Here is a 22,044-nt window from a genome sequence, read left to right as displayed (position 1 = left end):
GAGGGGTCTGTCCGAGGAGTCTGCCCCGGGATCTGCCGGAGTGGTCTGCCCGAGGAGTCTGCCCGGGGATCTGCCCGAGGGGTCTGTCCGAGGGGTCTGCCCCGGGCTCTGCGCCGAGCGGGGCGTGGCCCCGTCTCAGAGGTCCGCGGCCCGGAAGGTCGGCCGGCCGTCCACCACGGTCAGCCGGACCGGGAGGTCCGGCAGCTCGGTGGCGGGGGTGGTCAACGGGTCGGCGCCGAGGACGGTGAGGTCGGCGCGGTAGCCGGGGGAGAGCCGGCCGGCCTCGTGCTCCTCGCCGGCGGCGAAGGCGGGCGCCGTCGTCATCCCGCGCAGCGCCTCCAGCGCCGTGAGGGCCTGCTCGGGGCCGTGCGGCGCCTGGCCGAGGTCGCGGCTCGGGCGGCGGTGGCGGGCGCCGGCCATCACGCCGAGCGGCGGGAAGGGGGCGATCGGCCAGTCGGAGCCGAGGATCACCGCGGCGCCGGAGTCCGCCAGGTCGCGGCAGCGCCACGCGCGCGAGGCGCGCTCCTCGCCGAGCCGCCGCGACCAGTTGTCGGTGTGGTCGGCGCGGGTGAAGTCGCAGCAGTGGGTGGGCTGCATGGACGCGAGGACGCCGAGCTCGGCGAAGCGGCGCAGGGTGTCGTCCGGCACGGTCTCGATGTGCTCGACCCGGTGGCGAACCGCGTCCGGCCGGCCGTCCCCGGCCTGGGCCTTCTCGACGGCGTCGAGGACGTGCCGGACGGCCGCGTCGCCGATGGCGTGCGTGGCGGTGGGCACGCCGGCCCGGTGCAGCTCGCCGACGATGTGCGTGTAGGCGGCGGGGTCGGGCCAGAACGCGTGGGTGGACTCGCCGTGGCAGTCGGGGCGTTCCAGCCAGGCGGTGCCGTTGTCGATGGTCCCGTCCATGAAGAGCTTCACGCCCGCGACCCGCCACAGCGCGCCGCCGGTGCCCTGCTGCTCGACGAGCGCGCGCACGCCGTCGGCGTCGGTGCCGGGCTGGCACCAGGGCGCGACCCGCAGCCGCAGCGGGAGGTCGCCGGCCGCGTCGAGGTCGCCGTACAGGGCCAGGCTGTCGCCGTTGGCGTCCATGGCGTGCCCGCCGGTGAGTCCCGCCGCCGCCATGGAGCGCAGCGCGGCCGCCAGCCGTTCGCGGCTCTCCTCGCGGGTCGGCCGCGGGGCGACCCGCTCCACCAGGGCGCAGGCGGCGTCCTCCTGGAGCAGTCCGGTGGGGCGGCCCGCCGCGTCGCAGACGACCTCGGCCGACGCCTGGTCGAAGGTCCGCGGGCCGTCGACGCCGGCGAGTTCGAGGGCGCGGCGGCTGGCCAGGGCCGAGTGGGCGTCGAAGAGCAGCAGGAAGGCCGGGATGCCGTCGAGTACCGCGTCGAACGGGGCGATGCCGACCGGTGCGCCGGCGAAGACGTTCGGGTCGAGCCCCCAGGCGAACAGCCAGGCGCCGCGGTCGAGGGACCGTACCTCCCGGGCCAGCGCCTCCCGCACGTCGTCGACGTCGGCGCAGGAGGACAGGTCGAGGCCGTGGGTCAGCTCGGCGCCGGAGACCGGGTGGACGTGGCCGTCGACGAGACCGGGCGTGACCACGGCCCCCTTGAGGTCGACGACCGTGGTGGCGGGCCCGGCCAGGGCCCGCATCGCGCGGTCGTCGCCCAGGGCCGCGATGCGGCCGTCGTCGGAGACGGCGAGCGCGTTCTGCGGCAGGAACTCCCCCGTGCCGGGGTCGAGCAGACGGGCGGAGAGCAGGACGAGTCGGGTGCGCACGGGGGCTCCAGGGGAGGGGAAGGGGGCCGGAACGAGGCCGGCGGAGGCCGGGGAGGGGAAGGGGGCCGGACGGGGCCGGCGGAGGCCCGGGGAGGGGGAACGAGGGGCAGGGCCGCCGTCCGGCGGGCCGTCACTCGGGAGGGGCCGGGGGCGTCGGGGGCCGACTGCGGGAGGAGGAGCGAGGGGAGCGAGCAGGAGCGAGGGGGAGGGCTGCCGGGCGGCGGGGTGTCATTCCGGCGGCGCGGGGTCCTCGCCGGGGGTCTGCCCGGGGAGCGGCGGCGCCTCGGTGAGGGCTCCGTACGGCAGGTCCAGGACGCGTTCCGCCGTGCTGACGGCCATCCGGGTCACCGCCTCCGGGCGGTCGCTGCGGTCGGTGTTGGCGTGGGCGCCGAGGCCGTCGAGGACGACGAGGATCTGGATGGCCGCGGCGCGCGGGTCGTCGGTGCGGAACTCGCCGCGCGCGACCCCCTCGCGGATGACGGCCTCCAGCCGGTCGTCGGAGGCGAGCTCCTGTTCGGCGACGCGGTCGCGGAGGACGGGCCGGTAGCGGCTGAGGTGCCGGGCGTTGATCCAGAGCCGGCTGATGTCGTCGTACGCCTCGCCGGAGGAGAGGGCGAAGTAGCGCGCGAGGTACTGGGTGGGAGTGCCGTGCGGCCGGTCGGCGGGCAGCAGCGCGTCGAGCTCGCCGGTGGAGGCGACGCTGAAGGCCTCGGCCACCAGCTCCTCGGCGGAGGGGAAGTAGTGGCTGATCAGACCGGGGCGCACGGCGAGCTCGTCGGCGATCCGCCGGAGGGTGACGCACTCGAGCCCCTCCGTCAGGGCGACGCGGGCCGCGGTCTCCACGATCTCCGCCCGCCGGGCTTCCGGGGATTTGCGAATGCGCTTGCGCTCGACGCTTGACGACATACCGGGGATGCTATTGAGTGTGCGACCAATAAGCAACCAGGTGGGCACCACACGCATCCGGAGGGCCGCATGGCTTCCACGATCCCCGACCCGCTGCCCGGCTCCCCGGGAGCCCGGGTCACCGCGCCGGCCGCCGACCGGCCGGGCCGCGTCGAGGCCCACGGCATCGACCACATCCCCGACGGGGAGCGCCACGGACACCCCCGCGAGCTCTTCTCCGTCTGGGCGGCGGCCAATGTGAACTACCTCAGCCTCGTCATCGGCGGCGCCCTCGTCCTGATGGGCCTCACCCTCTGGCAGGCCGTCGCCGTGATCGTCGTCGGCAACCTCTTCTGGCTGGTCACCGGCCTCCTCGCCACCTCCGGACCGGCCGCGGGCGCGCCCAGCGAAGTGATCACCCGGGCTCTGTACGGGGTCATCGGCAACCGCGTGAACAACGCGGTCGGCGGCTGGCTCGTCTCCGTCTGCTACTTCGCCCTCAACCTCGCCGCCGCGGCCACCGCCGCGTTCGCCCTGGTCGAGAAGGCCGGCATCACGGCGAACACCCCCGTGAAGGTCGTCGTCATCGTCGTCATCGCCGCCCTGACCCTGGCCATCAGCGTCTACGGGCACGCCCTGATCGTCCGGCTGTACCTGCCGATCACCCTGGTCCTGGCCGCCGTCTTCGCCGTGGTCGCCTTCGCCGTCCTGCGGCACGCGGACTTCTCCTACGCCCCGGCCGCGCGGCCGGACGGGGCCGAGCGCTGGGCGCTCCTCCTCGCCGGCGTCACGATGATCGCCTCGGGCCCGCTCTCGTACACCACGAGCGCCGACTTCTCCCGCTACCTGCCCCGGACGTCCTCGAAGAAGGCGATCGTCGGCTGGACCGCGCTCGGTGCCTTCCTGCCCAGCGTCGTCGTCTGCTCGCTCGGCGCCTTCGCGGCGACCGCCGTCGACATGACCGACCCGCAGACCGCGCTGCAGTCGATCCTCCCCGGCTGGTTCACCCCGGTCTTCCTGCTGGCCCTCGTCCTCGGCACGATCGCCATCAACGCCCTGACCGCCTACAGCGCCGGACTCGCCCTCCAGGCCGTCGGCCTGCGCGTCCGCCGGACCGTCAGCGTCCTCTTCGACGGCGCCGTCGCCGTCGCCCTGACCCTCTACGGCCTGCTCGTCTCCGACTTCCTGGACACCGTCAGCAACGCCCTCCAGGTCATCGTGATCCTCAGCGGGCCCCTGATGGCCGTCTACGCCACCGACGTGCTCCTCCGCCGGGGCCGCTACGACGGGATCGCCCTCTCCGACGAGACCCCGGCGAGCCCCTTCTGGTACACCGGGGGCGTCAACCGCTCCGGCGCCCTCGCCCTCCTCGCCGGCATCGCCGCCGCGGCCCTCTGCGTCGACACGCTCTACACGGGACCGGTCGCCGGAGCCCTCGGCGGCGTCGACCTCTCGCTCCCCGTCGGCACGGCCGTCTCCGCGCTCCTCTACGCGCTCCTCATGCGCCGCGACCGCACGGTGCTCGCCGCCCGGGCGGAGGCGTGAGGGACCGCCCGGTCCTCCGGATCACCGCGGACTCCCCGAGGCGCCGGGGCGAGGACGGCGGCCGCCTGGCCGGCGACGCCGTGGCCCGTGCCCGGAAGGTCTGCGAGGAGCTCATCGCCGCGGTCGCCGCGCCCCCGGCGCCCGTCTGCCCGCCCCGCGCCGCGCCGACGCCACCCGGGCGTGGGCCCCGGAGCTGGTCGAGGAGACGGGGCGCCGGGCACCGCGGGGTCGTACGGGGAGGCCGTCGGCCCCCTCACCGGCGCCCCGGTCTCGGCCTCCACGGTCGTCACCGTGGTGACCGCCGACCACGCCGCCTCCGTGGAGCGCGCACCCGCCGGCACGGCGGTCGTCACCCCCGACGACGGGGGACGGCCCACCCGCACCCACCCCTTCCCGGACCCGGTGCTCGCCGCCGGCGAACCGCGCGGGCGCCGGGCCTCGCCGGTCGGGGGCCGGGGCGTCGGGCTCAGCCCCGGCGGGCCCCCGCCGCCCGGACGAGCCCCCGCATCACGCGCGTGTCCTCGCCCATCTCGGGGTGCCACTGCACGCCGAGCGCCCAGACGGGATCGGCCAGTTCCACCGCCTCGATCGTCCCGTCCTCGGCGAGGGCGGAGACGGCGAGTCCCGCGCCGAGCCGGTCCACGGCCTGGTGGTGGTAGGTCGGGACCTCGGCGAGTTCGGGCACGAGCGAGGCGTACCGGGTGCCCGGCACCGGCTTGACCGCGTGCCGCCCGATGACGCCGACGGCCTCGACGTGGCCGTCGAGGTGCTGGACCAGCGTCCCGCCGAGCGCCACGTTCAGCAGCTGCATGCCCCGGCAGATGCCGAGCAGCGGGGTGCCGGAGGCCAGGGCCGCGTCGATCAGGGCCAGCTCCCAGGCGTCGCGGGCGCGGGCGGGCGGGCCGGTACGGGGGTCGAGGGCGGCCCCGTACCGGGCGGGCTCGACGTCCGCCCCGCCCGCGACGACCAGCCCGTCGAGCCGGGCCACCACCGCGGCCGCCGCCTCCGGTCCGTCCGGTGGCAGCATCACCGCGAGCCCCCCGCTCTCCCGGACGAGCCCCGGGTAGCGGGCGGGGAGCAGCGCGGCCTCCATGTCCCACACCCCCCAGCGGGCCCGGTCCAGATAGGTGGTCACGCCGATGAGCGGCTGGGACACGTGCTTCCTCCAGAGGTGCGGAGAGAGGGGCGGGACGGCGGCGGGTCAGTCGCGTTCGAGTTCGGCCTCGGCCGCGGCGAGCGCCGCGAACTCCTCCTCGGGCGCCCGGGCGACCAGATGGTGCCGACTGTAGAGCGCGAAGTAGGCGAGGGCGATCACGTACACCCCGAGCGCCGTGAACGCCGCCGTCCGGTCCACCAGGAAGGTCGCGACCAGCGCCGACAGGGCCAGGACGAAGGCGACGGACGAGGTCGCGATGCCGCCGGGCGTGCGGTAGGGCCGGTGCAGCCCCGGTTCGCGGCGCCGCAGCACGATGTGGGAGAGCGCCATCAGGGCGTACGAGATGGTGGCGCCGAAGACCGCGATGTTCAGCATCCGGGCCCCGTTCCCGGTCCCGGCGGCCAGCGCGAAGCCGATCGCGCCGGGGATGAGCAGCCCCAGGTACGGCGACTTGCGGCGGCTGGTCAGCGAGAGGAAGCGGGGCAGGTAGCCGGCCCGGGAGAGGGCGAAGAGCTGACGGGAGCCGGCGTAGATGAGGGAGAAGAACGAGGCGACCAGGCCCGCCAGGCCCGCGTAGTTCACGAAGCGGCTGAGCGCCGTCGGGTCCCCGTCGCCCTGGAGGGCCACGACCAGCGGGTTGCCGGCCTCCTGGACGGCGGCCGAGCCGCGCGCCCCCGTGGCGGCGAAGAAGGTCATGACGGCGAGCAGCACCAGGATGCCCATCGAGAGGGCGAGTGCCCTCGGCATCGACCGGACCGGGTCCTTCGCCTCCTCGGCGGCGAGCGGCACGCCCTCGACGCCGAGGAAGAACCACATGCCGAAGGGGAAGGCGGCCCAGATGCCGAGGAGGCCGAAGGGCAGCCAGGAGTTCGCGCCGAAGGCCTCGCCGTCGACCGGGATGTCGTCGAGGCCGTCGACGTGGAAGTCGGTGAACGCGCCGAGGGCGAAGACGACCAGGGCGGCGACCGCGATCGCGGTGACGATGAGGCTGAAGCGCAGCGCCTCGCCCACGCCCCACAGGTGGATGCCGATGAAGAGCGCGAAGCAGACGAGGTAGACCGGCCAGCCCGACTCCAGGCCGAAGAGGCCGAGGGACTCGACGTAGTCGCCGATGAAGATCGAGATCGCGGCGGGCGCCAGGATGTACTCGATGAGGATCGCGGTGCCGGTGAGGAAGCCGCCCCAGGTGCCGAGCGCCCGGCGGGCGAAGCCGTAGCCGCCGCCCGCGGTGGGCAGGATGGCGGAGAGCTCGGCGAGCGCGAAGACCAGACAGGCGTACATCGCGCCCATCAGGACGGTGGCGACGGCGAGCCCGCCGAAGCCGCCCTTGGACAGGCCGATGTTCCAGCCGGAGAAGTCCCCGGAGACGACGTAGGCCACGCCGAGCCCGGTGAGCAGCAGCCAGCCGGCGCTGCCGCGCCGCAGTGCCCGCCGCTCCAGGTAGTCGTCCTTCGGTGGGGCGGTGGCCCCGGGCGTGCTCCCGGGAGTGTCCCCGGTGGTGTCTTCGAGCGTCATGGCAGCGTCAGCTCCCCGCAACGGGCCCAATGGATTGGAGCCATACCTTTGCGGTGGCCGACGGGAAGCGCAACCCCCGTGCGTTACTTTCGGGTTACGCCCCCGCCGGGCCGGGCCCTCACGTCAGGAAGCCGCGCAGCAGTGCCGCGGTCCCCGCGCAGTGCTCCCGCATCACCTCGCGCGCCGCGTCCGCGTCCCCGTCGAGCACCGCCTCGACCAGCGCGGTGTGCTGGTGCTGGGAGTGCTCCAGATTGCGGACGAGCAGGGGGATGCAGTCCAGGAGGTCGTTCACGGTCGCCCGGACGGCGGCGTACTGGGCGGTCAGCGTCGGCGAGCCGGACAGCTCGGCGAGCGTGAGGTGCAGCAGGGTGTCCTGACGGCGGTAATCGGCCAGCGGGGCGTCCCGGGTGGCCGCCACGGCCGTCCGCAGCCGCTCGGCGCCGGCCGCGTCGAGACCGTGGGCCGCGCAGAGCCCGGCCGCGCCCACCTCCAGGACCTCACGGAAGCGCAGGGTGTCCTCCATGTCGACCGTGGCGATCCGGCGGCGCAGCTCGTCCTCGTCCGCCGTCTGGACGCGGGGCCGCACGAACGTCCCGCCGTACCGGCCGCGGCGGGACTCCACGAGCCCCTGCTCCTGGAGGACCTTGAGCACCTCGCGCAGCGTGACCCGGCTGATCCCCATCCGGTCGGCCAGCTCCCGCTCGGCGGGCAGCCGCTCGCCGCCGGGCACCAGTCCGAGCCGCACGACCTGGAGGATCTGCTCCAGCGCCTCCTCGAACCCGTTGCCCGCCCGCACCGGCCGCAGCACGGGCGTCAGCCGGTCCGCCGGTTCACTCGTCCTGGCCACGTTCTCGTTTCCCTTCCTCCAGCACTTCCCAAGCAATGGTCTTCGGCAATACCTTATGGCTTCCGGCAGGCCGAAGGAGGAGCAATCCCGTGGCAGTCCGCACACCCCCGCTCACCGTCGAGGAGCTCCGCGCCCTCGTCGGGAGCGGCGAGATCGACACCGTCGTCCTGGCCTTCCCCGACATGCAGGGACGGCTCCAGGGCAAACGGTTCGCCGCCCCGTTTTTCCTGGACGAGGTCCTCGGCCACGGCACCGAGGGCTGCAACTATCTTCTGGCAGTCGACACCGACATGAACACCGTCGACGGCTACGAGATGTCCTCCTGGGACCGCGGCTACGGCGACTTCGCCATGCACCCCGACCTCACCACCCTCCGGCGCCTCCCCTGGAACGAGGCCACCGCCATGGTGACGGCCGACCTCGCCTGGGGCGACGGCACCCCGGTCGTCGCCGCGCCCCGGCAGATCCTCCGCCGCCAGCTGGAGCGCCTCGCCGGCCTCGGCCTCACCGCCCACGTCGGCACCGAGCTCGAGTTCATCGTCTTCCGGGACAGCTACGAGGAGGCGTGGGACGCGAACTACCGCGGCCTCACCCCCGCCAACCAGTACAACATCGACTACTCCGTCCTGGGCACCGGCCGCATCGAGCCCCTCCTGCGCCGCATCCGCAACGAGATGACCGGCGCCGGGCTCACCGTCGAGTCCGCCAAGGGCGAGTGCAACCCCGGCCAGCACGAGATCGCCTTCAAGTACGACGAAGCACTCGTCACCTGCGACCAGCACACCGTCTACAAGACGGGCGCCAAGGAGATCGCCTCCCAGGAAGGCGTCTCGCTCACCTTCATGGCGAAGTACAACGAGCGCGAGGGCAACTCCTGCCACATCCACCTCTCCCTCCAGAACGCCGACGGGGAGAACGTGATGGCCGGCGACGACCCGCACGGGATGTCCGGGACGATGCGGCACTTCCTCGCCGGACAGCTCGCCGCGCTCCGCGACTTCTCCCTCCTCTACGCCCCCAACATCAACTCCTACAAGCGGTTCCAGCCCGGCTCCTTCGCGCCCACCGCCGTCGCCTGGGGACACGACAACCGCACCTGCTCGCTCCGGGTCGTCGGCCACGGCCGTTCCACCCGCTTCGAGAACCGCCTCCCCGGCGGCGACGTCAACCCCTACCTCGCCGTCGCCGGCCTGGTCGCCGCCGGCCTCCACGGCATCGAGCAGCGCCTCGAACTCCCCCCGCCCTGCACCGGGAACGCCTACACCGGCGAGTACGCGCACGTCCCCACCACCCTGCGCGAGGCCGCGGAACTCTGGGAGACCAGCGAGATCGCCAAGGCCGCCTTCGGCGCCGAGGTCGTCGCCCACTACCGCAACATGGCCCGCGTCGAACTCGACGCCTACGACGCCGCGGTGACCGACTGGGAGCTGCGCCGCTCCTTCGAACGCCACTGAGAGGACAGAGTTGCTCCAGGTACTGAACCCGGCGACCGAGGAGCCGGTCGCCACCGTCCCCGCCGCCACGCCGGCCGACGTCGACGCGGCCGTGACCCGCGCCACCGCCGCCCAGCGCGGCTGGGCCGCCGCCGCGCCCGCCGACCGCGCCCGGCTGCTCCGCCGCTTCGCCGCCACCGTGGACGACCACGTCGAGGAACTCGCCCGCCTGGAGGTCACCGAGGCCGGGCACACCCTCGGCAACGCCCGCTGGGAGGCCGGCAACGTCCGCGACCTCCTCGACTACGCCGCCGGGGGAGTGGAACGCCTCAACGGCCGGCAGATCCCGGTGGCCGGCGGCCTCGACATCACGATCCTCGAACCGCTCGGGGTCGTCGGCGTCATCGCCCCCTGGAACTTCCCCATGCCCATCGCCGCGTGGGCCACCGCACCCGCCCTCGCCGCCGGCAACGCCGTGATCCTCAAGCCCGCCGAGACGACCCCCCTCACCGCCCTCCGCCTCGCCGAACTGGCCCTGGAGGCCGGCCTGCCCGAAGGGCTCTTCCAGGTCCTCCCCGGCACCGGGCCGGTCGCGGGCGACGCCCTCGTCGAGCACCCCGGCGTCGCCAAGATCGTCTTCACCGGTTCCACCCGGGTCGGCAAGGCGATCATGGCCAAGTGCGCCGGCCAGGTGAAGCGGGTCACCCTCGAACTCGGCGGCAAGAGCCCCAACATCGTCTTCGCCGACGCCGACGTCGAGGCGGCCGCCGCGGCCGCCCCGATGTCCTTCCTCGACAACAGCGGCCAGGACTGCTGCGCCCGCACCCGCATCCTCGTCCAGCGCGACGTCCACGACCGCTTCCTGGAACTCCTCGCCCCCGCCATCGAGGAGATCGTCGTCGGCGACCCCGCCGACGCGCGCACCCAGATGGGCCCGCTCATCTCCCGCGCCCAGCTCGACCGTGTCCGCTCCTACGTGCCGGACGACCTCCCCGGCATCCGCGGCAAGGCCCCCGAGGGCCCGGGCTTCTGGTTCCCGCCGACCGTCCTCACCGGCATCGCCGAGGACGCCCCCTGCGCCGTCGAGGAGGTCTTCGGCCCCGTCGCCGTCGTCCTCCCCTTCGACGACGAGGCCGACGCGGTCCGCCTCGCCAACGCCACCGAGTACGGCCTCTCCGGCTCCCTGTGGACCCGGGACGTCGGCCGCGCCCTGCGGGTCTCCCGCGCCGTCCGCGCCGGCAACCTCTCGGTCAACTCGCACTCCAGCGTGCGCTACTCGACCCCCTTCGGCGGCTACCGCCAGTCCGGCCTCGGCCGTGAACTCGGCCCTGACGCCCTGACCGCCTTCACCGAAACCAAGAACGTCTTCCTCAGCACGGAGGCCTGACCCACCATGACCAGCACCGAAGAGAACGTCTGCCGCCGCCTGGTCGGCCGTACCGCCGTCATCACCGGGGCCGGCAGCGGCATCGGCCTCGCCACCGCCCGCCGTCTCGCCTCCGAGGGCGCCCGCGTCGTCTGCGGGGACATCGACGAGACCGCCGGCAAGGCCGCGGCAGAGGAGGTCGGCGGCACGTTCGTCCAGGTCGACGTCACCGACCCCGAGCAGGTCGAGGCCCTGTTCAGGACCGCCTTCGAGACCTACGGCTCCGTCGACATCTCCTTCAACAACGCCGGCATCTCGCCCCCCGACGACGACTCCATCCTGGAGACCGGCCTGGAGGCGTGGAAGCGCGTCCAGGACGTCAACCTCACCTCGGTGTACCTGTGCTGCAAGGCGGCCCTGCCCTACATGCGCCGCCAGGGCAAGGGCTCCATCATCAACACCGCCTCCTTCGTCGCCCTCATGGGCGCCGCCACCAGCCAGATCTCGTACACCGCGTCCAAGGGCGGCGTCCTCGCGATGTCCCGCGAACTGGGCGTCCAGTTCGCCCGCGAGGGCATCCGCGTCAACGCCCTCTGCCCGGGCCCGGTCAACACCCCGCTCCTCCAGGAGCTGTTCGCCAAGGACCCCGAGCGCGCCGCCCGCCGCCTCGTCCACATCCCCGTCGGCCGCTTCGCCGAGGCCGAGGAGATCGCCGCCGCCGTCGCCTTCCTCGCGAGCGACGACTCCTCCTTCGTCAACGCCAGCGACTTCCTCGTCGACGGCGGCATCTCCGGCGCGTACGTGACCCCGCTCTAGGACCTGTCGTCACCATCCCCTCGTTGCCCGGGTCGCGGGGCAGAGGGGAAGGCGACGACAGGCCCTAGGGGGCCACGGACCCCGGAAGTTCACCCCCGCTCCCCCCACCCGACAGCCGGGCGTCGCAAGGCGCCCGGCTGTTCCGCGTACAGACAGGAGAGTGATCATGAACCACCGACTCCGCACCTCCGCGGCCGCCGCCGCGCTCGTCCTCGCCGCGACCGGTCTCGCCTCCGCCGGACCCGCCCAGGCGAAGCCCCCGAAGCCCCGCCCCTGCCCCACCCTCACCGTCTCCGACGGCTGGTACGGCGACAACGAGGCCCGCCTCGACGCCCTCGTCGCCGACCACTGCGACGACCGCGCGAGAACCGGCCGCAAGCCCGTCGCCGTCTTCGACTGGGACAACACCGTCGTCAAGAACGACGTCGGCGACGCCACCTTCCACTGGCTCCTGCGCCACGACCGCGTCCGCCCGCCGCGCGGCGGCGACTGGTCCACCACCAGCCGCCACCTCACGTTCGAGGCCGCGGCCGCCCTCGGCGCCGCCTGCCCCACCGGGGTCCGCACCCTCCCCACGTCCACCGACGCCCGCTGCGCCGACGAACTGCTCTCCGTCTACGGCTCCGGCACCACCACCGCGGGTGAGGCCGCCTTCGCGGGTCACGACCGCCGCCGCACGGAGCCCCAGTACGCCTGGCTCGCCCAGCTCCTGCACGGCTGGACCACCCGCGAGGCCGAGTCCTTCGCCGCCGCCGCCCGCGCCGAGAACCTCGCCGCGCCCCAGGGCGCCACCCAGCGGGTCGGCACCGCCCAGGTCACGGGCTGGGTCCGCTACTACGAGCAGCAGCGCGACCTGATCCGCACCCTCAAGGCCGCCGGCTTCGACGTCTGGGTGGTCTCCGCCTCGCCCGAGCCCGTCGTCGACGTCTGGGCCGGGGGCGTCGGCGTCGACCCCTCCCACACCCTCGGCATCCGCAACACCACCGAGCACGGCCGCCTCACCAGCCACCTCAAGGGCTGCGGAACGGTGCGGGACGGCGAGGACACGATGATCACCTACATCGACGGCAAGCGCTGCTGGATCAACCAGGAGATCTTCGGCGTCCGCGGCCCCGCCGCCGAACGCGTCCAGCCCGCCGCCCGCCGCCAGGTGTTCGCCGCCGGCGACTCCGACACCGACATCTCGTTCCTGCGCGACGCGACCGGCCTGCGCCTGGTCCTCAACCGCAACAAGAGCGAACTCATGTGCCGGGCGTACGAGAACGGGGACGGCCGCTGGATCGTCAACCCGATGTTCATCGAGCCCAAGAAGCAGAAGACGACCCCCTACCCCTGTGCCACCACCGGCTACACGGCCGCCGACGGCACCGCGCAGCCCGTCCGCCGCCCCGACGGCACCGTCGTCCCGGACCAGCGCGACACGGTCTTCTAGCGCGGGCGGCGCGAGACCGGGAAGGGACGGGCCGCCCTCAGAGGAAGGTGCGTCCCTCGCCCCGGTAGGTCGGCACGGTCGCCGTGATCCGGTCGCCCTCCACGAGGTGCAGGCTGTCGAACCGCTCGCACAGCTCGCCGGCCTTCGCGTGCCGGAACCACACCTTGTCACCGATCCGCAGATCGTCGGCGGGGGAGCCGAGCAGCGGGGTCTGTACCTCGCCGGGACCCTCCTGGGGGTCGTAGCGCAGTCCCTCCGGCAGGTACGGGACCGGCAGCCGGTCCGGGCCCGCGGCGCCCGACGCCGGATACCCGCCGCCGAGGACCGTCACCACGCCCACACCGGGCCGGCGGACCACCGGCTGCGCGAACAGCGCGGCCGGACGCCCGCTGAAGGACGTGTAGTTGTCGAAGAGACGCGGCACGAACAGCCCCGAGCCCGCGGCGATCTCGGTCACCGCGTCCTCGGCGGCCGTGTGCTGCACGCTGCCGGTGCCCCCGCCGTTCACGAACTCCAGGTCCGGCGCCACCGCCCGCACGGCCCGCACCACCGCCGCCCGGCGCTCCGCCAGCTCCCGGCGCGCGGCCGCCTGCATCAGCCGGATCGCCCGCGACCGCAGCGGCCGGCCCGCGACCGCGTCGCCGACCCCCGCCACATGACCCTCGTACGCCATGATCCCGACCAGCCGGAACCCCGGGCGGCGCGCCACCGAACGGGCCAGCTCGGCCAGCTCGGCGGGCTCGCGCAGCGGGGAGCGGCGCGCGCCGACCCGTATCCGGCCGCCCAGCAGGCTCAGCGCCGTGTCCAGCTCCAGGCAGACCCGGACCTCCTCCGTGCCGCCCGCCCGCGCCGCGTCGATCAGGTCGAGCTGCGCCACGTCGTCGACCATCACGGTCACGGCCGCCGCCAGCTTCGGGTCCCGGGCCAGCTCACCGAAGCCCGCGCGGTCGGCCGAGGGATACGCGAGGAGCACGTCCTCGAACCCGGCCCGGGCCAGCCACAGCGACTCGTCGAGGGTGAAGGACATGATGCCCGCGAAGCCCTCCCGCGCCAGCACCCGCTCCAGCAGGGCCCGGCAGCGCACGGACTTGCTCGCCACCCGCACCGGCTTGCCCCCGGCGCGGCGCACCAGGTCCGCCGCGTTGGCGTCGAAGGCCTCCAGATCGACGATCGCCACGGGCGCGTCGAGTTCAGCGGTGGCCCGGTCGTAACGGGCCCGGTCGGCGGCGCGCGGAGTCATGGCCCGAGCTTGCCAGACAGGTTTACGGGTGGGTAGCCCCTGAGTTCCCGTGCGGTGGGGAACAGCCCGTAGAGTGACGGCCATTGTCGACACGAGCAGGGGGGACGGGCATGACCGCCGAGCACCGCCCCGTCTCGTCCCGCATCACCGACGCGCTCCTCCCCGGCGGCCCCCCTCCCGGCCCCGCCCCGACCGCGTCCGCGCCCGCCGCGCCCGAGGCCGCCCCCGTCGCTGCCGCGCCGGCCGTCCCGGTCCCGGCCGTACCCGCGAGCCCGGCCCCGCCGACCGGTCCCGCCGCCTCCGCCGGCCGGACGCCGACCCCCGCCGCCCCTCCCGCGGGCTCCGTCTCCACCGGTCGGACGCCGGCCCCCGCCGCCCCTCCCGCGGGCTTCGCCGCCGCCCCCACTGCTCCGGCACCCGTCGGCTCCCGCCCAGCCCCCGCCACGCCCGCCGGCCGGGTCCCCACCGTGCCCGCGCGGCCCGAGCGGCCCGCCGAGGCCCCCGCGCCCCTCGCGCCGCCCGTGGAGACGACCACCCGCCTGCGGGCCATCCGCGCCACGGACCCCGACCCGCGCCGCGCGTCCGGCACCGGCGCGCTCCGCGACGGGCGGGCCGCGACCGCCGGCCGCCCCGCCGCCCCGCCCCGGCCCGCGTCCGTACCCCTCCTCGCGGCCCTCGCCGCCCCGGCGCGGGCCCACGGCCCCGGCATGCCCGGGGCGTTGCCGCCCGAGGCGCCGGTGGAGACGACCACGCGGCTGCGGCCCGTGCGGGAGCGCGGGACCGGCCGGACGGTGGCCGCCGCGGCGTGCGCCGTGCTGGGCCTGGGCCTCATCGGCGGCGCACTGGCCGGCGTGTGGCTGGCGGCGGCGGAGCCCGGTGCGCCCGCCGAACCGGCCGGGTACGCGGAGGCCAAGGAGCTCTGGCACGACGCGCCGGTGGACACGCTGTTCCCGCGCACCGTCGCGGGACCGGGCGCCGGTCCCGGCTCGGCGGCGCGCACCTGGACCAGGGTCGTCGTCGCGCCGGACGCGGCCTGCTCGCCCGCCGCGCTCGGCAAGGGCCTGCTGGCCGCCGTGAAGCCGCTCGGCTGCGAGCGCGTCCTGCGCGCCACCTACACCGACGCGACGTCCAGCAGCGTCATCACCGTCGGCCTCGTCTTCACCCGGGCCGACGTGACCGCGCAGGGGCGGCTCGGCCGCGAGGTCGCCACCCGCCTCGGCGGACAGGACGTGCCGCCCGCGCTGTCCGGACCCGGCACCGTCGCGGCCCGGTTCGGCGCCGGGCAGCGCGCGAGCTGGTGGCTGACCGCCCCCGCCGACCTGCCGGTCGTCGTCACCGCGGTCTCCGGCTTCGCCGACGGCCGGCCCGTCGAGAAGCCGATCCCGGCCGACCAGGCCGCCGGACCCGGCCGCACCGACCCCGTCGCCCAGTCCGGCCTCGGGCACGAGGCCCGCGGCATCGCGAAGGGGTTCGCGTCGCTGCTGCGCACGACCGCCGTCGCGGCGGCGAAGGAGAACGACCGGTGACCCCGCCCTCCCGCCGCCGGACGCGCGGCGCCGCGGCCGCCCTGCTCGCCGCCGGCATCGCCGTGCTGCCGGCGACGACGCCTCCGGCGTACGCCGACACCATCCGGGCCCGCCAGTGGGGCCCGGAGGCGCTCCACACCGCCGAGGCGTGGCGGACCACCAAGGGCGACGGGATCACCGTCGCCGTCCTCGACACGGGGGTCGACGCCAGCCACCCGGACCTGGAGGGCTCGGTCCTGCCCGGCCACGACCTCATCGGCTTCGGCGCCGCCCGGGGCGACCGCGCCTGGGCCCGGCACGGCACCGCCATGGCCGGCATCATCGCCGGGCACGGCCACGGCCCCGACGGCGGGGACGGCGTGCTCGGCATCGCGCCCGACGTGAGGATCCTGCCCGTGCGGGTCATCCTCGAAAGCACCGACAAGGCCCGCGACAAGGCCCGCAAGAGCCGCGGCACCGCCCTCGCCGAGGGCATCCGCTGGGCCGCCGACCACGGCGCCGACGTCATCAACCTCTCCCTCGGCGACGACTCCGAGTCGGCCCACCCCGACGCGGGCGAGGACGCCGCGGTGCAGTACGCCCTGGCCAAGGGCGTCTCCGTGGTCGCCTCCGCCGGTAACGGCGGCGAGAAGGGCGACCACGTCTCCTACCCCGCCGCCTACCCCGGCGTCATCGCGGTCACCGCCGTCGACCGCTTCGGCACCCACGCCTCCTTCTCCACCCGCCGCTGGTACGCCACCGTCAGCGCCCCGGGCGTCGACATCGTCATCGCGGACCCCGACCGCCGCTACTACGAGGGCTGGGGGACCAGCGCCGCCGCGGCGTTCGTCTCCGGCGCGGTCGCCCTCGTCCGGTCCGCGCACCCCGACCTCACCCCCGCCCAGATCAAGCGGCTCCTCATCGACACCGCCCGCAGCAGGCCGAAGGGCGGCCGCAGTGACGCCAAGGGGTACGGGACCGTCGACCCGGCCGCCGCGATCGAGGCGGGCGCGCGGCTGAAGGCGGGCGACCCCAAGAACGCCGTCGCCGGCTTCCGCGGCAGCCACTTCGGTCCCGGTCCGGTCCCCGCGGCGGAGGAGGAACGCTCCTTCGGGCTGCTCGCCCCCGCGGCCGGCGGCCTGGGCGCCCTGCTCCTGCTGACCGCCGTCGTCCTCCGCCGCTCCCGCCGTACCTTCTGAGGCCCGGCCCGGCCCGGCGGCACGACGGCGCGCGCCCGAGGACCCGGCGGACCGCGCGTCCCGGCCCGCCGGTTAGGCTCGACGCGTGGCGCTCAAGAACATCCCGGACCCCGGTTTCTCCGACGACGACGGCACCGCCGACCCGCGGCTGGCGGCGGCCCTCGCCGCCTGGGCGGAGGACAGGACCGCGCACGGCCCGGTCCTCGACGCCCTCAGGGGCGCCCGGCTGCTCGTCCCCGTGGTCGCCGTGCTCGGCGAGGTCGAGACCGACGAGAACGGCCTGCGCCGCGAGAAGACCAGCGACATGGCGGTCCCCACGCTGACGGCCGGTGACCGGCGGGCCCTGCCCGCCTTCACCTCGATCGCCTCGCTCGCGCTGTGGGACCCCGGGGCCCGGCCCGTCGCCGTCCCGCTCCACCAGGCGCTCCAGGCGGCCGCGCACGAGAAGGCGGACACCCTCGTCCTCGACCTCGCCGGCCCGGTGCCCTACCAGCTGACGGGCCCGCTGCTGCTCGCCCTCGCCGAGGGGCGCTCCAGCGCCGACCCGCTGGACGACCCGGCCGTGGTCGAGGCGGTGCGCGCCGCCGTCGCCGCCGAGCCCGCGGTGCTCCGGGCCCATCTCGGTCCCGGGACCGCCGACGGCACCCTCGCGCTGGTCCTCGCCGAGGACGGCTCCCCGGCGGAGACCGCCGGGCGCGTGGCCCGCGCCCTGGCGGCCGACGAGACACTGAGGGCCCGCCTGGTGCGGGGCCTCGACCTGGCACTGCTGCCGGCCTCGGCCACCCCTCCGGGCGAGCCCTTCTACGTCAGGCGACCGGGGGAGACTCCCCGGGACGCGGTCGGTTCCTAGCCGTACACCGGTCCGGTGTACTTCTCGCCCGGACCCTGGCCCGGCTCGTCCGGGATCAGGGAGGCCTCGCGGAAGGCGAGCTGGAGGGACTTCAGGCCGTCCCGCAGGGGAGCGGCGTGGAAGGAGGAGACCTCCGTCGCGCCGGCGTCCAGCAGGCCCGCGAGCGCGTGCACCAGCTTGCGCGCCTCGTCGAGGTCCTTGTGCTTGTCGCCCTCCTCGGTGAGCCCGAGCTTCACCGCGGCGGCGCTCATCAGGTTGACGGCGACGGTCACGATCACCTCGACCGCCGGGACCTCCGCGATGTCACGGGTCATGGATTCGAAGTCGGGGGTTTCGGGGGAGTCCGCGGACTCGTTCTGGGGCGTCTCGCTCATGCCCCACACGATAAGCCGCCCGGGGCGCCTCCCCGCCGCCGCGCCCGCGTTCGCGTATGGGGACGGGTCCTGCTAACCTTGTGTAACGACCGGCCGGACACCTGTGTGCCCGGCCCACAAGTGGAGGCTCCGTACTCCCACCTGACCGCCCTCACGGGTGGCGGGTCACCGGTCAGGTGGCGCCCATCGTTCCGTACGGACGATGGAGCCGCCCGATGTTGCGCCCCGCGGTTGACCGCGGCGGTGCTCCGGTATTTCCGTGGAGCCCCGCCTGTGTCCCGTCCGGGGCGTTTTTCACGTTCCGGCTCGGTTGGTCAGAAACAGACAGTGCGCGTCCGTCCGCCAGGCGGTCGCGTGGTGCTACCGAGGAGGATCCATCAGCGCCGAGCCCCGCATCAACGACAGGATTCGCGTTCCCGAGGTGCGACTTGTCGGACCCAGCGGCGAGCAGGTCGGGATTGTTCCGCTTGCCAAGGCCCTGGAGCTCGCACAGGAGTACGACCTTGACCTGGTCGAGGTCGCGGCGAACGCCCGTCCGCCCGTGTGCAAGCTCATGGACTACGGGAAGTTCAAGTACGAGTCGGCCATGAAGGCCCGTGAGGCGCGCAAGAACCAGGCGCACACGGTCATCAAGGAGATGAAGCTCCGGCCGAAGATCGACCCGCACGACTACGACACCAAGAAGGGTCACGTCGTCCGGTTCCTCAAGCAGGGCGACAAGGTCAAGATCACGATCATGTTCCGTGGTCGTGAGCAGTCCCGCCCCGAGCTCGGTTTCCGGCTGCTTCAGCGGCTGGCGTCGGACGTCGAGGAGCTTGGCTTCATCGAGTCCAACCCGAAGCAGGACGGCCGGAACATGATCATGGTTCTCGGCCCGCACAAGAAGAAGACCGAGGCCATGGCCGAGGCGCGTGAGGCCCAGGCCGCACGCAAGGCCGAGCGCCAGGGTGCGACCTCCGACGAGGCGCCCGCGGCCCCGGCCGCCGAGGCTCCGGTCGCCGAGGCCGAGGCTCCGGCCGAGACCCCCGAGGCGTGACCCGTCGGGCTGCCACCCAGGCAGCCCGGGGCCCCGCCCGGAACCACCACACGAAGAACTGACGCTCCCGGTTGTCCGGTGTCCGCACCGGGCGGGAGCGCCACTGACGAGGAGATACGGCGCGATGCCGAAGAACAAGACGCACTCCGGTGCCAAGAAGCGCTTCAAGGTCACCGGCTCCGGCAAGATCCTGCGCGAGCGCGCCGGCAAGCGCCACCTGCTCGAGCACAAGTCGTCCAAGCTGACGCGTCGCCTCACCGGCAACGCCGAGATGGCCCCGGGTGACGCCGCCAAGATCAAGAAGATGCTGGGCATCTGAGTTGATCTCCCGCCCTCGGCGACGGGGGCATCCGGCTGAGACCGGGATCCATTCGTTTTTCGGGTCGTGTGAGGACCACCACGACCCCGCTACAAGGAGTTAAAAGTGGCACGCGTCAAGCGGGCAGTCAACGCCCACAAGAAGCGCCGGGCGATTCTCGAGGCGGCCTCCGGCTACCGCGGTCAGCGTTCGCGCCTGTACCGCAAGGCCAAGGAGCAGGTCACCCACTCGCTGGTCTACAACTACAACGACCGCAAGAAGCGCAAGGGCGACTTCCGTCAGCTGTGGATCCAGCGCATCAACGCCGCTGCCCGCCAGAACGGCATGACGTACAACCGCCTCATCCAGGGTCTGAAGGCCGCCAACATCGAGGTGGACCGCAAGATCCTCGCCGAGCTGGCCGTCAACGACATCAACGCGTTCGCCGCGCTGGTCGAGGTCGCGCAGAAGGCCCTCCCGGCCGACGTCAACGCCCCGAAGGCCGCCGCCTGATCTTCCAGGCCGCAGTACTTCTGCCCGGACCCGCAGGCGCGCACGCGCCTGCGGGTCCGGGTGCTTCACCCCCTGGGGGAACCGGCGCTCCCGGTCCCCGAAGCCCCCGGTCCCGAAGAGAGAACCGCCGCACCCCATGGTCACCCCCGAGCTGATCTCCCCGCGTTCCCCGCGCGTCGTCGCCGCCCGACGGCTCGCCAAGCGCAACTTCCGGGGCAAGGACCGCCTCTTCATCGCCGAGGGCCCGCAGGCCGTCCGCGAGGCCGTCGAGCACCGGGGCTCCACCGGCGAGCCGACCCTCGTCGAGCTCTTCACCACCGTCGAGGCCGCCGAGCGCTACGCCCCGATCGTCGACGCGGCCCGCGCCGCCGGCGCCCGCGTCCACCACGCCTCCGACGCCGTCCTCGCCGAGGTCTCCCAGACCGTCACCCCGCAGGGCCTCGTCGGCGTCTGCCGCTTCCTCGACTCACCCTTCGAGGAGATCATCGCGGCCCGGCCCAAGCTCGTCGCCGTCCTCGCCCACGTGCGCGACCCGGGGAACGCCGGCACCGTGCTGCGCTGCGCCGACGCGGCCGGCGCCGACGCCGTCGTCCTCACGGACGCCTCCGTCGACCTCTACAACCCCAAGTCCGTGCGGGCCTCCGTCGGTTCCCTCTTCCACCTCCCCGTGGCCGTCGGCGTCCCCGTCGAACAGGCCGTCGCCGGACTGAAGGGCGCGGGCGTGCGGATCCTCGCCGCCGACGGGGCGGGCCAGGACGACCTGGACGACGAACTCGACGCCGGCACCATGGGCGGTCCCACCGCATGGATCTTCGGCAACGAGGCGTGGGGGCTGCCGGAGGAGACCCGGGCGCTCGCCGACGCCGTCGTCCGCGTCCCGATCCACGGCAAGGCCGAGAGCCTCAACCTCGCCACCGCCGCCGCGGTCTGCCTCTACGCCTCCGCGCGCGCCCAGCGCCCCCGAACCTCCTCCTGAAGGGTCCATTCCGCCTCCCTCGCCCAGTAGAGTGACGCACTCGGGGGCCCACTGCGCTACACGGAGGGGTGGGGTACGGGGATGACGGTCGGCACGGACAGTCCCGCACAGGCACGGAGCGCCGCGCCGCACGCCCCGGAGCCGCCCGGAGCCGCTCCCGCCGGCGGACTGGCCGGCCTCGGCCCCGACGACCTGCCCGACGGTCTCGTCGTCGCCGACGAGACCGGCCGCGTCGTCTGTTTCAACGCCGCCGCCAGCCGCATCACCGCCGTCCCCGGCGGCCGCGCCCTCGGGCTCCCGCTCGACGAGGCGCTCCCCCTGGAGGACCTCAAGGGACGCCGCTGGTGGGCGCTCACCGACCCGTACGGCGGCCTCGCCATCCGCCGCGGCCAGCCCGAGCGGAACCTGCTGCTCCCCGGCGGCCGCGAGGTCCTCGTCTCCGCCCGCTACGTCCGCGACCACCCCACCGGGCCGGTCCGCCGCGTCGTGGTCTCGCTGCGCGGCACCGACGCCCGCCGCCGCACCGAGCGCAGCCACGCCGAGCTCATCGCCACCGTCGCCCACGAGCTGCGCTCCCCGCTCACCTCGGTGAAGGGCTTCACCGCCACCCTCCTCGACAAGTGGGAGCGGTTCACCGACGAGCAGAAGCGGCTCATGCTGGAGACCGTCGACGCCGACGCCGGCCGCATCAAGCGGCTCATCGCCGAACTCCTCGACATCTCCCGGATCGACTCCGGCCGCCTGGAGGTGCGCCGCCAGCCCGTCGACCTCGCCGCCGCGATCGGCCGGCACATCCAGGTCCACATCACCGGCGGCCAGCCCCCGGACCGCTTCTTCGTCCGGATCCGGCCCGGGGTGCCCGCGCTCTGGGCCGACCCCGACAAGATCGACCAGATCCTCGGCAACCTCCTCGAAAATGCGGTGCGCCACGGGGACGGAACCGTCACCATCGAGGTGGCACCCGCCACGGCGGGAGAGGACGGAGATGAGGGGACGGAGGTCACCGTGAGCGACGAGGGCCCCGGCATCCCCGAGGCGTCCATGAACCGCGTCTTCACCCGCTTCTGGCGGGGCAGCAAGCGCGGCGGCACCGGACTCGGCCTCTACATCGTCAAGGGCGTCGTCGAGGCCCACGGCGGCACCATCACCGTCGGACGGGGCCCCCGCGGCGGGGCCGAGTTCCGATTTATCCTGCCCGTCGGCACCCCGGCCCATCTCCTCTGACGTCTCATCTGACGAGACCGGAAGAGATCAGGAGCCGCCCGGCCTGCCCACGGGCTCATGCGCG

At 74.4% G+C, this 22,044-nt stretch carries 20 protein-coding genes; 13 read left to right on the top strand and 7 right to left on the bottom strand.

Annotated features, from left to right (window positions below; genetic code table 11):
- Nucleotides 1-135: 135 nt before the first annotated feature.
- Together ACZ60W_RS01780 and ACZ60W_RS01775 are read right to left on the bottom strand one after the other, a co-directional pair.
- Nucleotides 136-1,770, bottom strand: a complete 1,635-nt coding sequence (locus tag ACZ60W_RS01780) for an amidohydrolase (RefSeq protein WP_469753348.1) — start codon at nt 1,768-1,770, stop codon at nt 136-138.
- Nucleotides 1,771-1,998: 228 nt separating this feature from the next.
- Nucleotides 1,999-2,676: a TetR/AcrR family transcriptional regulator gene (locus tag ACZ60W_RS01775; RefSeq protein WP_469753347.1), complete on the bottom strand. Its 678-nt coding sequence runs from the start codon at nt 2,674-2,676 to the stop codon at nt 1,999-2,001.
- A 69-nt stretch (nt 2,677-2,745) separates the two neighbouring features.
- On the opposite strand from ACZ60W_RS01775, the gene ACZ60W_RS01770 reads away from it, so the two are divergent.
- On the top strand, nt 2,746-4,200 hold the full coding sequence (locus tag ACZ60W_RS01770) for a purine-cytosine permease family protein (protein ID WP_469753346.1): 1,455 nt from the start codon (nt 2,746-2,748) through the stop codon (nt 4,198-4,200).
- Nucleotides 4,201-4,666: 466 nt separating this feature from the next.
- Here ACZ60W_RS01770 and ACZ60W_RS01765 read toward each other — a convergent pair whose 3' ends face one another.
- The 3 genes from ACZ60W_RS01765 to ACZ60W_RS01755 all read right to left on the bottom strand — a co-directional run bounded on the left by ACZ60W_RS01765 (nt 4,667) and on the right by ACZ60W_RS01755 (nt 7,718).
- Nucleotides 4,667-5,356, bottom strand: a complete 690-nt coding sequence (locus ACZ60W_RS01765; RefSeq protein WP_469753345.1) for a gamma-glutamyl-gamma-aminobutyrate hydrolase family protein — start codon at nt 5,354-5,356, stop codon at nt 4,667-4,669.
- 45 nt (nt 5,357-5,401) lie between these two features.
- Entirely contained in the window at nt 5,402-6,871 is a 1,470-nt protein-coding gene (gene eat / locus ACZ60W_RS01760; RefSeq protein WP_469753344.1) for an ethanolamine permease, read from the bottom strand.
- A gap of 118 nt (nt 6,872-6,989) precedes the next feature.
- The gene (locus ACZ60W_RS01755; RefSeq protein ID WP_469753343.1) at nt 6,990-7,718 is read right to left on the bottom strand and encodes a FadR/GntR family transcriptional regulator; all 729 of its coding nucleotides are present in this window, start codon (nt 7,716-7,718) and stop codon (nt 6,990-6,992) included.
- A gap of 89 nt (nt 7,719-7,807) precedes the next feature.
- Here ACZ60W_RS01755 and ACZ60W_RS01750 point away from each other — a divergent pair, with 89 nt between their 5' ends.
- The 4 genes from ACZ60W_RS01750 (at nt 7,808) to ACZ60W_RS01735 (ending at nt 12,765) form a co-directional block, all read left to right on the top strand.
- On the top strand, nt 7,808-9,172 hold the full coding sequence (locus ACZ60W_RS01750; protein ID WP_469753342.1) for a glutamine synthetase family protein: 1,365 nt from the start codon (nt 7,808-7,810) through the stop codon (nt 9,170-9,172).
- 10 nt (nt 9,173-9,182) lie between these two features.
- Entirely contained in the window at nt 9,183-10,538 is a 1,356-nt protein-coding gene (locus tag ACZ60W_RS01745; protein WP_469753341.1) for an aldehyde dehydrogenase family protein, read from the top strand.
- 6 nt (nt 10,539-10,544) lie between these two features.
- The gene (locus ACZ60W_RS01740) at nt 10,545-11,333 is read left to right on the top strand and encodes a 3-oxoacyl-ACP reductase (protein WP_469753340.1); all 789 of its coding nucleotides are present in this window, start codon (nt 10,545-10,547) and stop codon (nt 11,331-11,333) included.
- Nucleotides 11,334-11,499: 166 nt separating this feature from the next.
- A complete protein-coding gene (locus ACZ60W_RS01735; protein ID WP_469753339.1) occupies nt 11,500-12,765 on the top strand; it encodes a haloacid dehalogenase-like hydrolase in 1,266 nt (421 codons plus the stop codon).
- A 37-nt stretch (nt 12,766-12,802) separates the two neighbouring features.
- Here ACZ60W_RS01735 and ACZ60W_RS01730 read toward each other — a convergent pair whose 3' ends face one another.
- Complete coding sequence (locus ACZ60W_RS01730; RefSeq protein WP_469753338.1) at nt 12,803-14,005, bottom strand: amino acid deaminase/aldolase; 1,203 nt, start codon at nt 14,003-14,005, stop codon at nt 12,803-12,805.
- A gap of 110 nt (nt 14,006-14,115) precedes the next feature.
- Between ACZ60W_RS01730 and ACZ60W_RS01725 the strand changes: the two genes are divergently transcribed.
- The 3 genes from ACZ60W_RS01725 to ACZ60W_RS01715 all read left to right on the top strand — a co-directional run bounded on the left by ACZ60W_RS01725 (nt 14,116) and on the right by ACZ60W_RS01715 (nt 17,559).
- The gene (locus ACZ60W_RS01725; protein ID WP_469753337.1) at nt 14,116-15,531 is read left to right on the top strand and encodes a hypothetical protein; all 1,416 of its coding nucleotides are present in this window, start codon (nt 14,116-14,118) and stop codon (nt 15,529-15,531) included.
- A complete protein-coding gene (gene mycP, locus ACZ60W_RS01720; protein ID WP_469753336.1) occupies nt 15,528-16,709 on the top strand; it encodes a type VII secretion-associated serine protease mycosin in 1,182 nt (393 codons plus the stop codon). The genes ACZ60W_RS01725 and mycP overlap by 4 nt, the downstream gene beginning before the upstream one ends.
- Before the next feature lie 85 nt (nt 16,710-16,794).
- Nucleotides 16,795-17,559 carry an SseB family protein gene (locus ACZ60W_RS01715; RefSeq protein WP_469753335.1) on the top strand — a complete coding sequence of 255 codons (765 nt, stop codon included), beginning with the start codon at nt 16,795-16,797 and terminating at the stop codon, nt 17,557-17,559.
- On the opposite strand, the gene ACZ60W_RS01710 is transcribed toward ACZ60W_RS01715, so the two are convergent.
- A complete protein-coding gene (locus ACZ60W_RS01710) occupies nt 17,556-17,933 on the bottom strand; it encodes a DUF1844 domain-containing protein (protein WP_384885322.1) in 378 nt (125 codons plus the stop codon). The two genes, ACZ60W_RS01715 and ACZ60W_RS01710, sit on opposite strands and share 4 nt — an antisense overlap.
- A 310-nt stretch (nt 17,934-18,243) precedes the next feature.
- Here ACZ60W_RS01710 and infC point away from each other — a divergent pair, with 310 nt between their 5' ends.
- From infC to ACZ60W_RS01685, 5 genes are all read left to right on the top strand, one after another.
- On the top strand, nt 18,244-18,969 hold the full coding sequence (gene infC, locus ACZ60W_RS01705) for a translation initiation factor IF-3 (protein WP_469753334.1): 726 nt from the start codon (nt 18,244-18,246) through the stop codon (nt 18,967-18,969).
- Between the two features lie 124 nt (nt 18,970-19,093).
- Nucleotides 19,094-19,288 carry a 50S ribosomal protein L35 gene (gene rpmI / locus ACZ60W_RS01700; RefSeq protein WP_015032399.1) on the top strand — a complete coding sequence of 65 codons (195 nt, stop codon included), beginning with the start codon at nt 19,094-19,096 and terminating at the stop codon, nt 19,286-19,288.
- 105 nt (nt 19,289-19,393) lie between these two features.
- Nucleotides 19,394-19,780 (top strand): 50S ribosomal protein L20, encoded by a 387-nt coding sequence (gene rplT / locus ACZ60W_RS01695; protein WP_017241732.1) that lies wholly within the window; start codon nt 19,394-19,396, stop codon nt 19,778-19,780.
- A gap of 136 nt (nt 19,781-19,916) precedes the next feature.
- Complete coding sequence (locus ACZ60W_RS01690; RefSeq protein WP_469753333.1) at nt 19,917-20,756, top strand: TrmH family RNA methyltransferase; 840 nt, start codon at nt 19,917-19,919, stop codon at nt 20,754-20,756.
- Between the two features lie 81 nt (nt 20,757-20,837).
- Nucleotides 20,838-21,980, top strand: coding sequence for a sensor histidine kinase (locus ACZ60W_RS01685; RefSeq protein ID WP_469753332.1), 1,143 nt, complete (start codon nt 20,838-20,840; stop codon nt 21,978-21,980).
- The last annotated feature ends 64 nt before the right edge of the window (nt 21,981-22,044 follow it).

Source organism: Streptomyces sp. NPDC104202 (assembly GCF_055584185.1).
The sequence above is the reverse complement of the archived record's forward strand: the minus strand, read 5'-3'. Positions and strand labels throughout refer to the sequence as shown.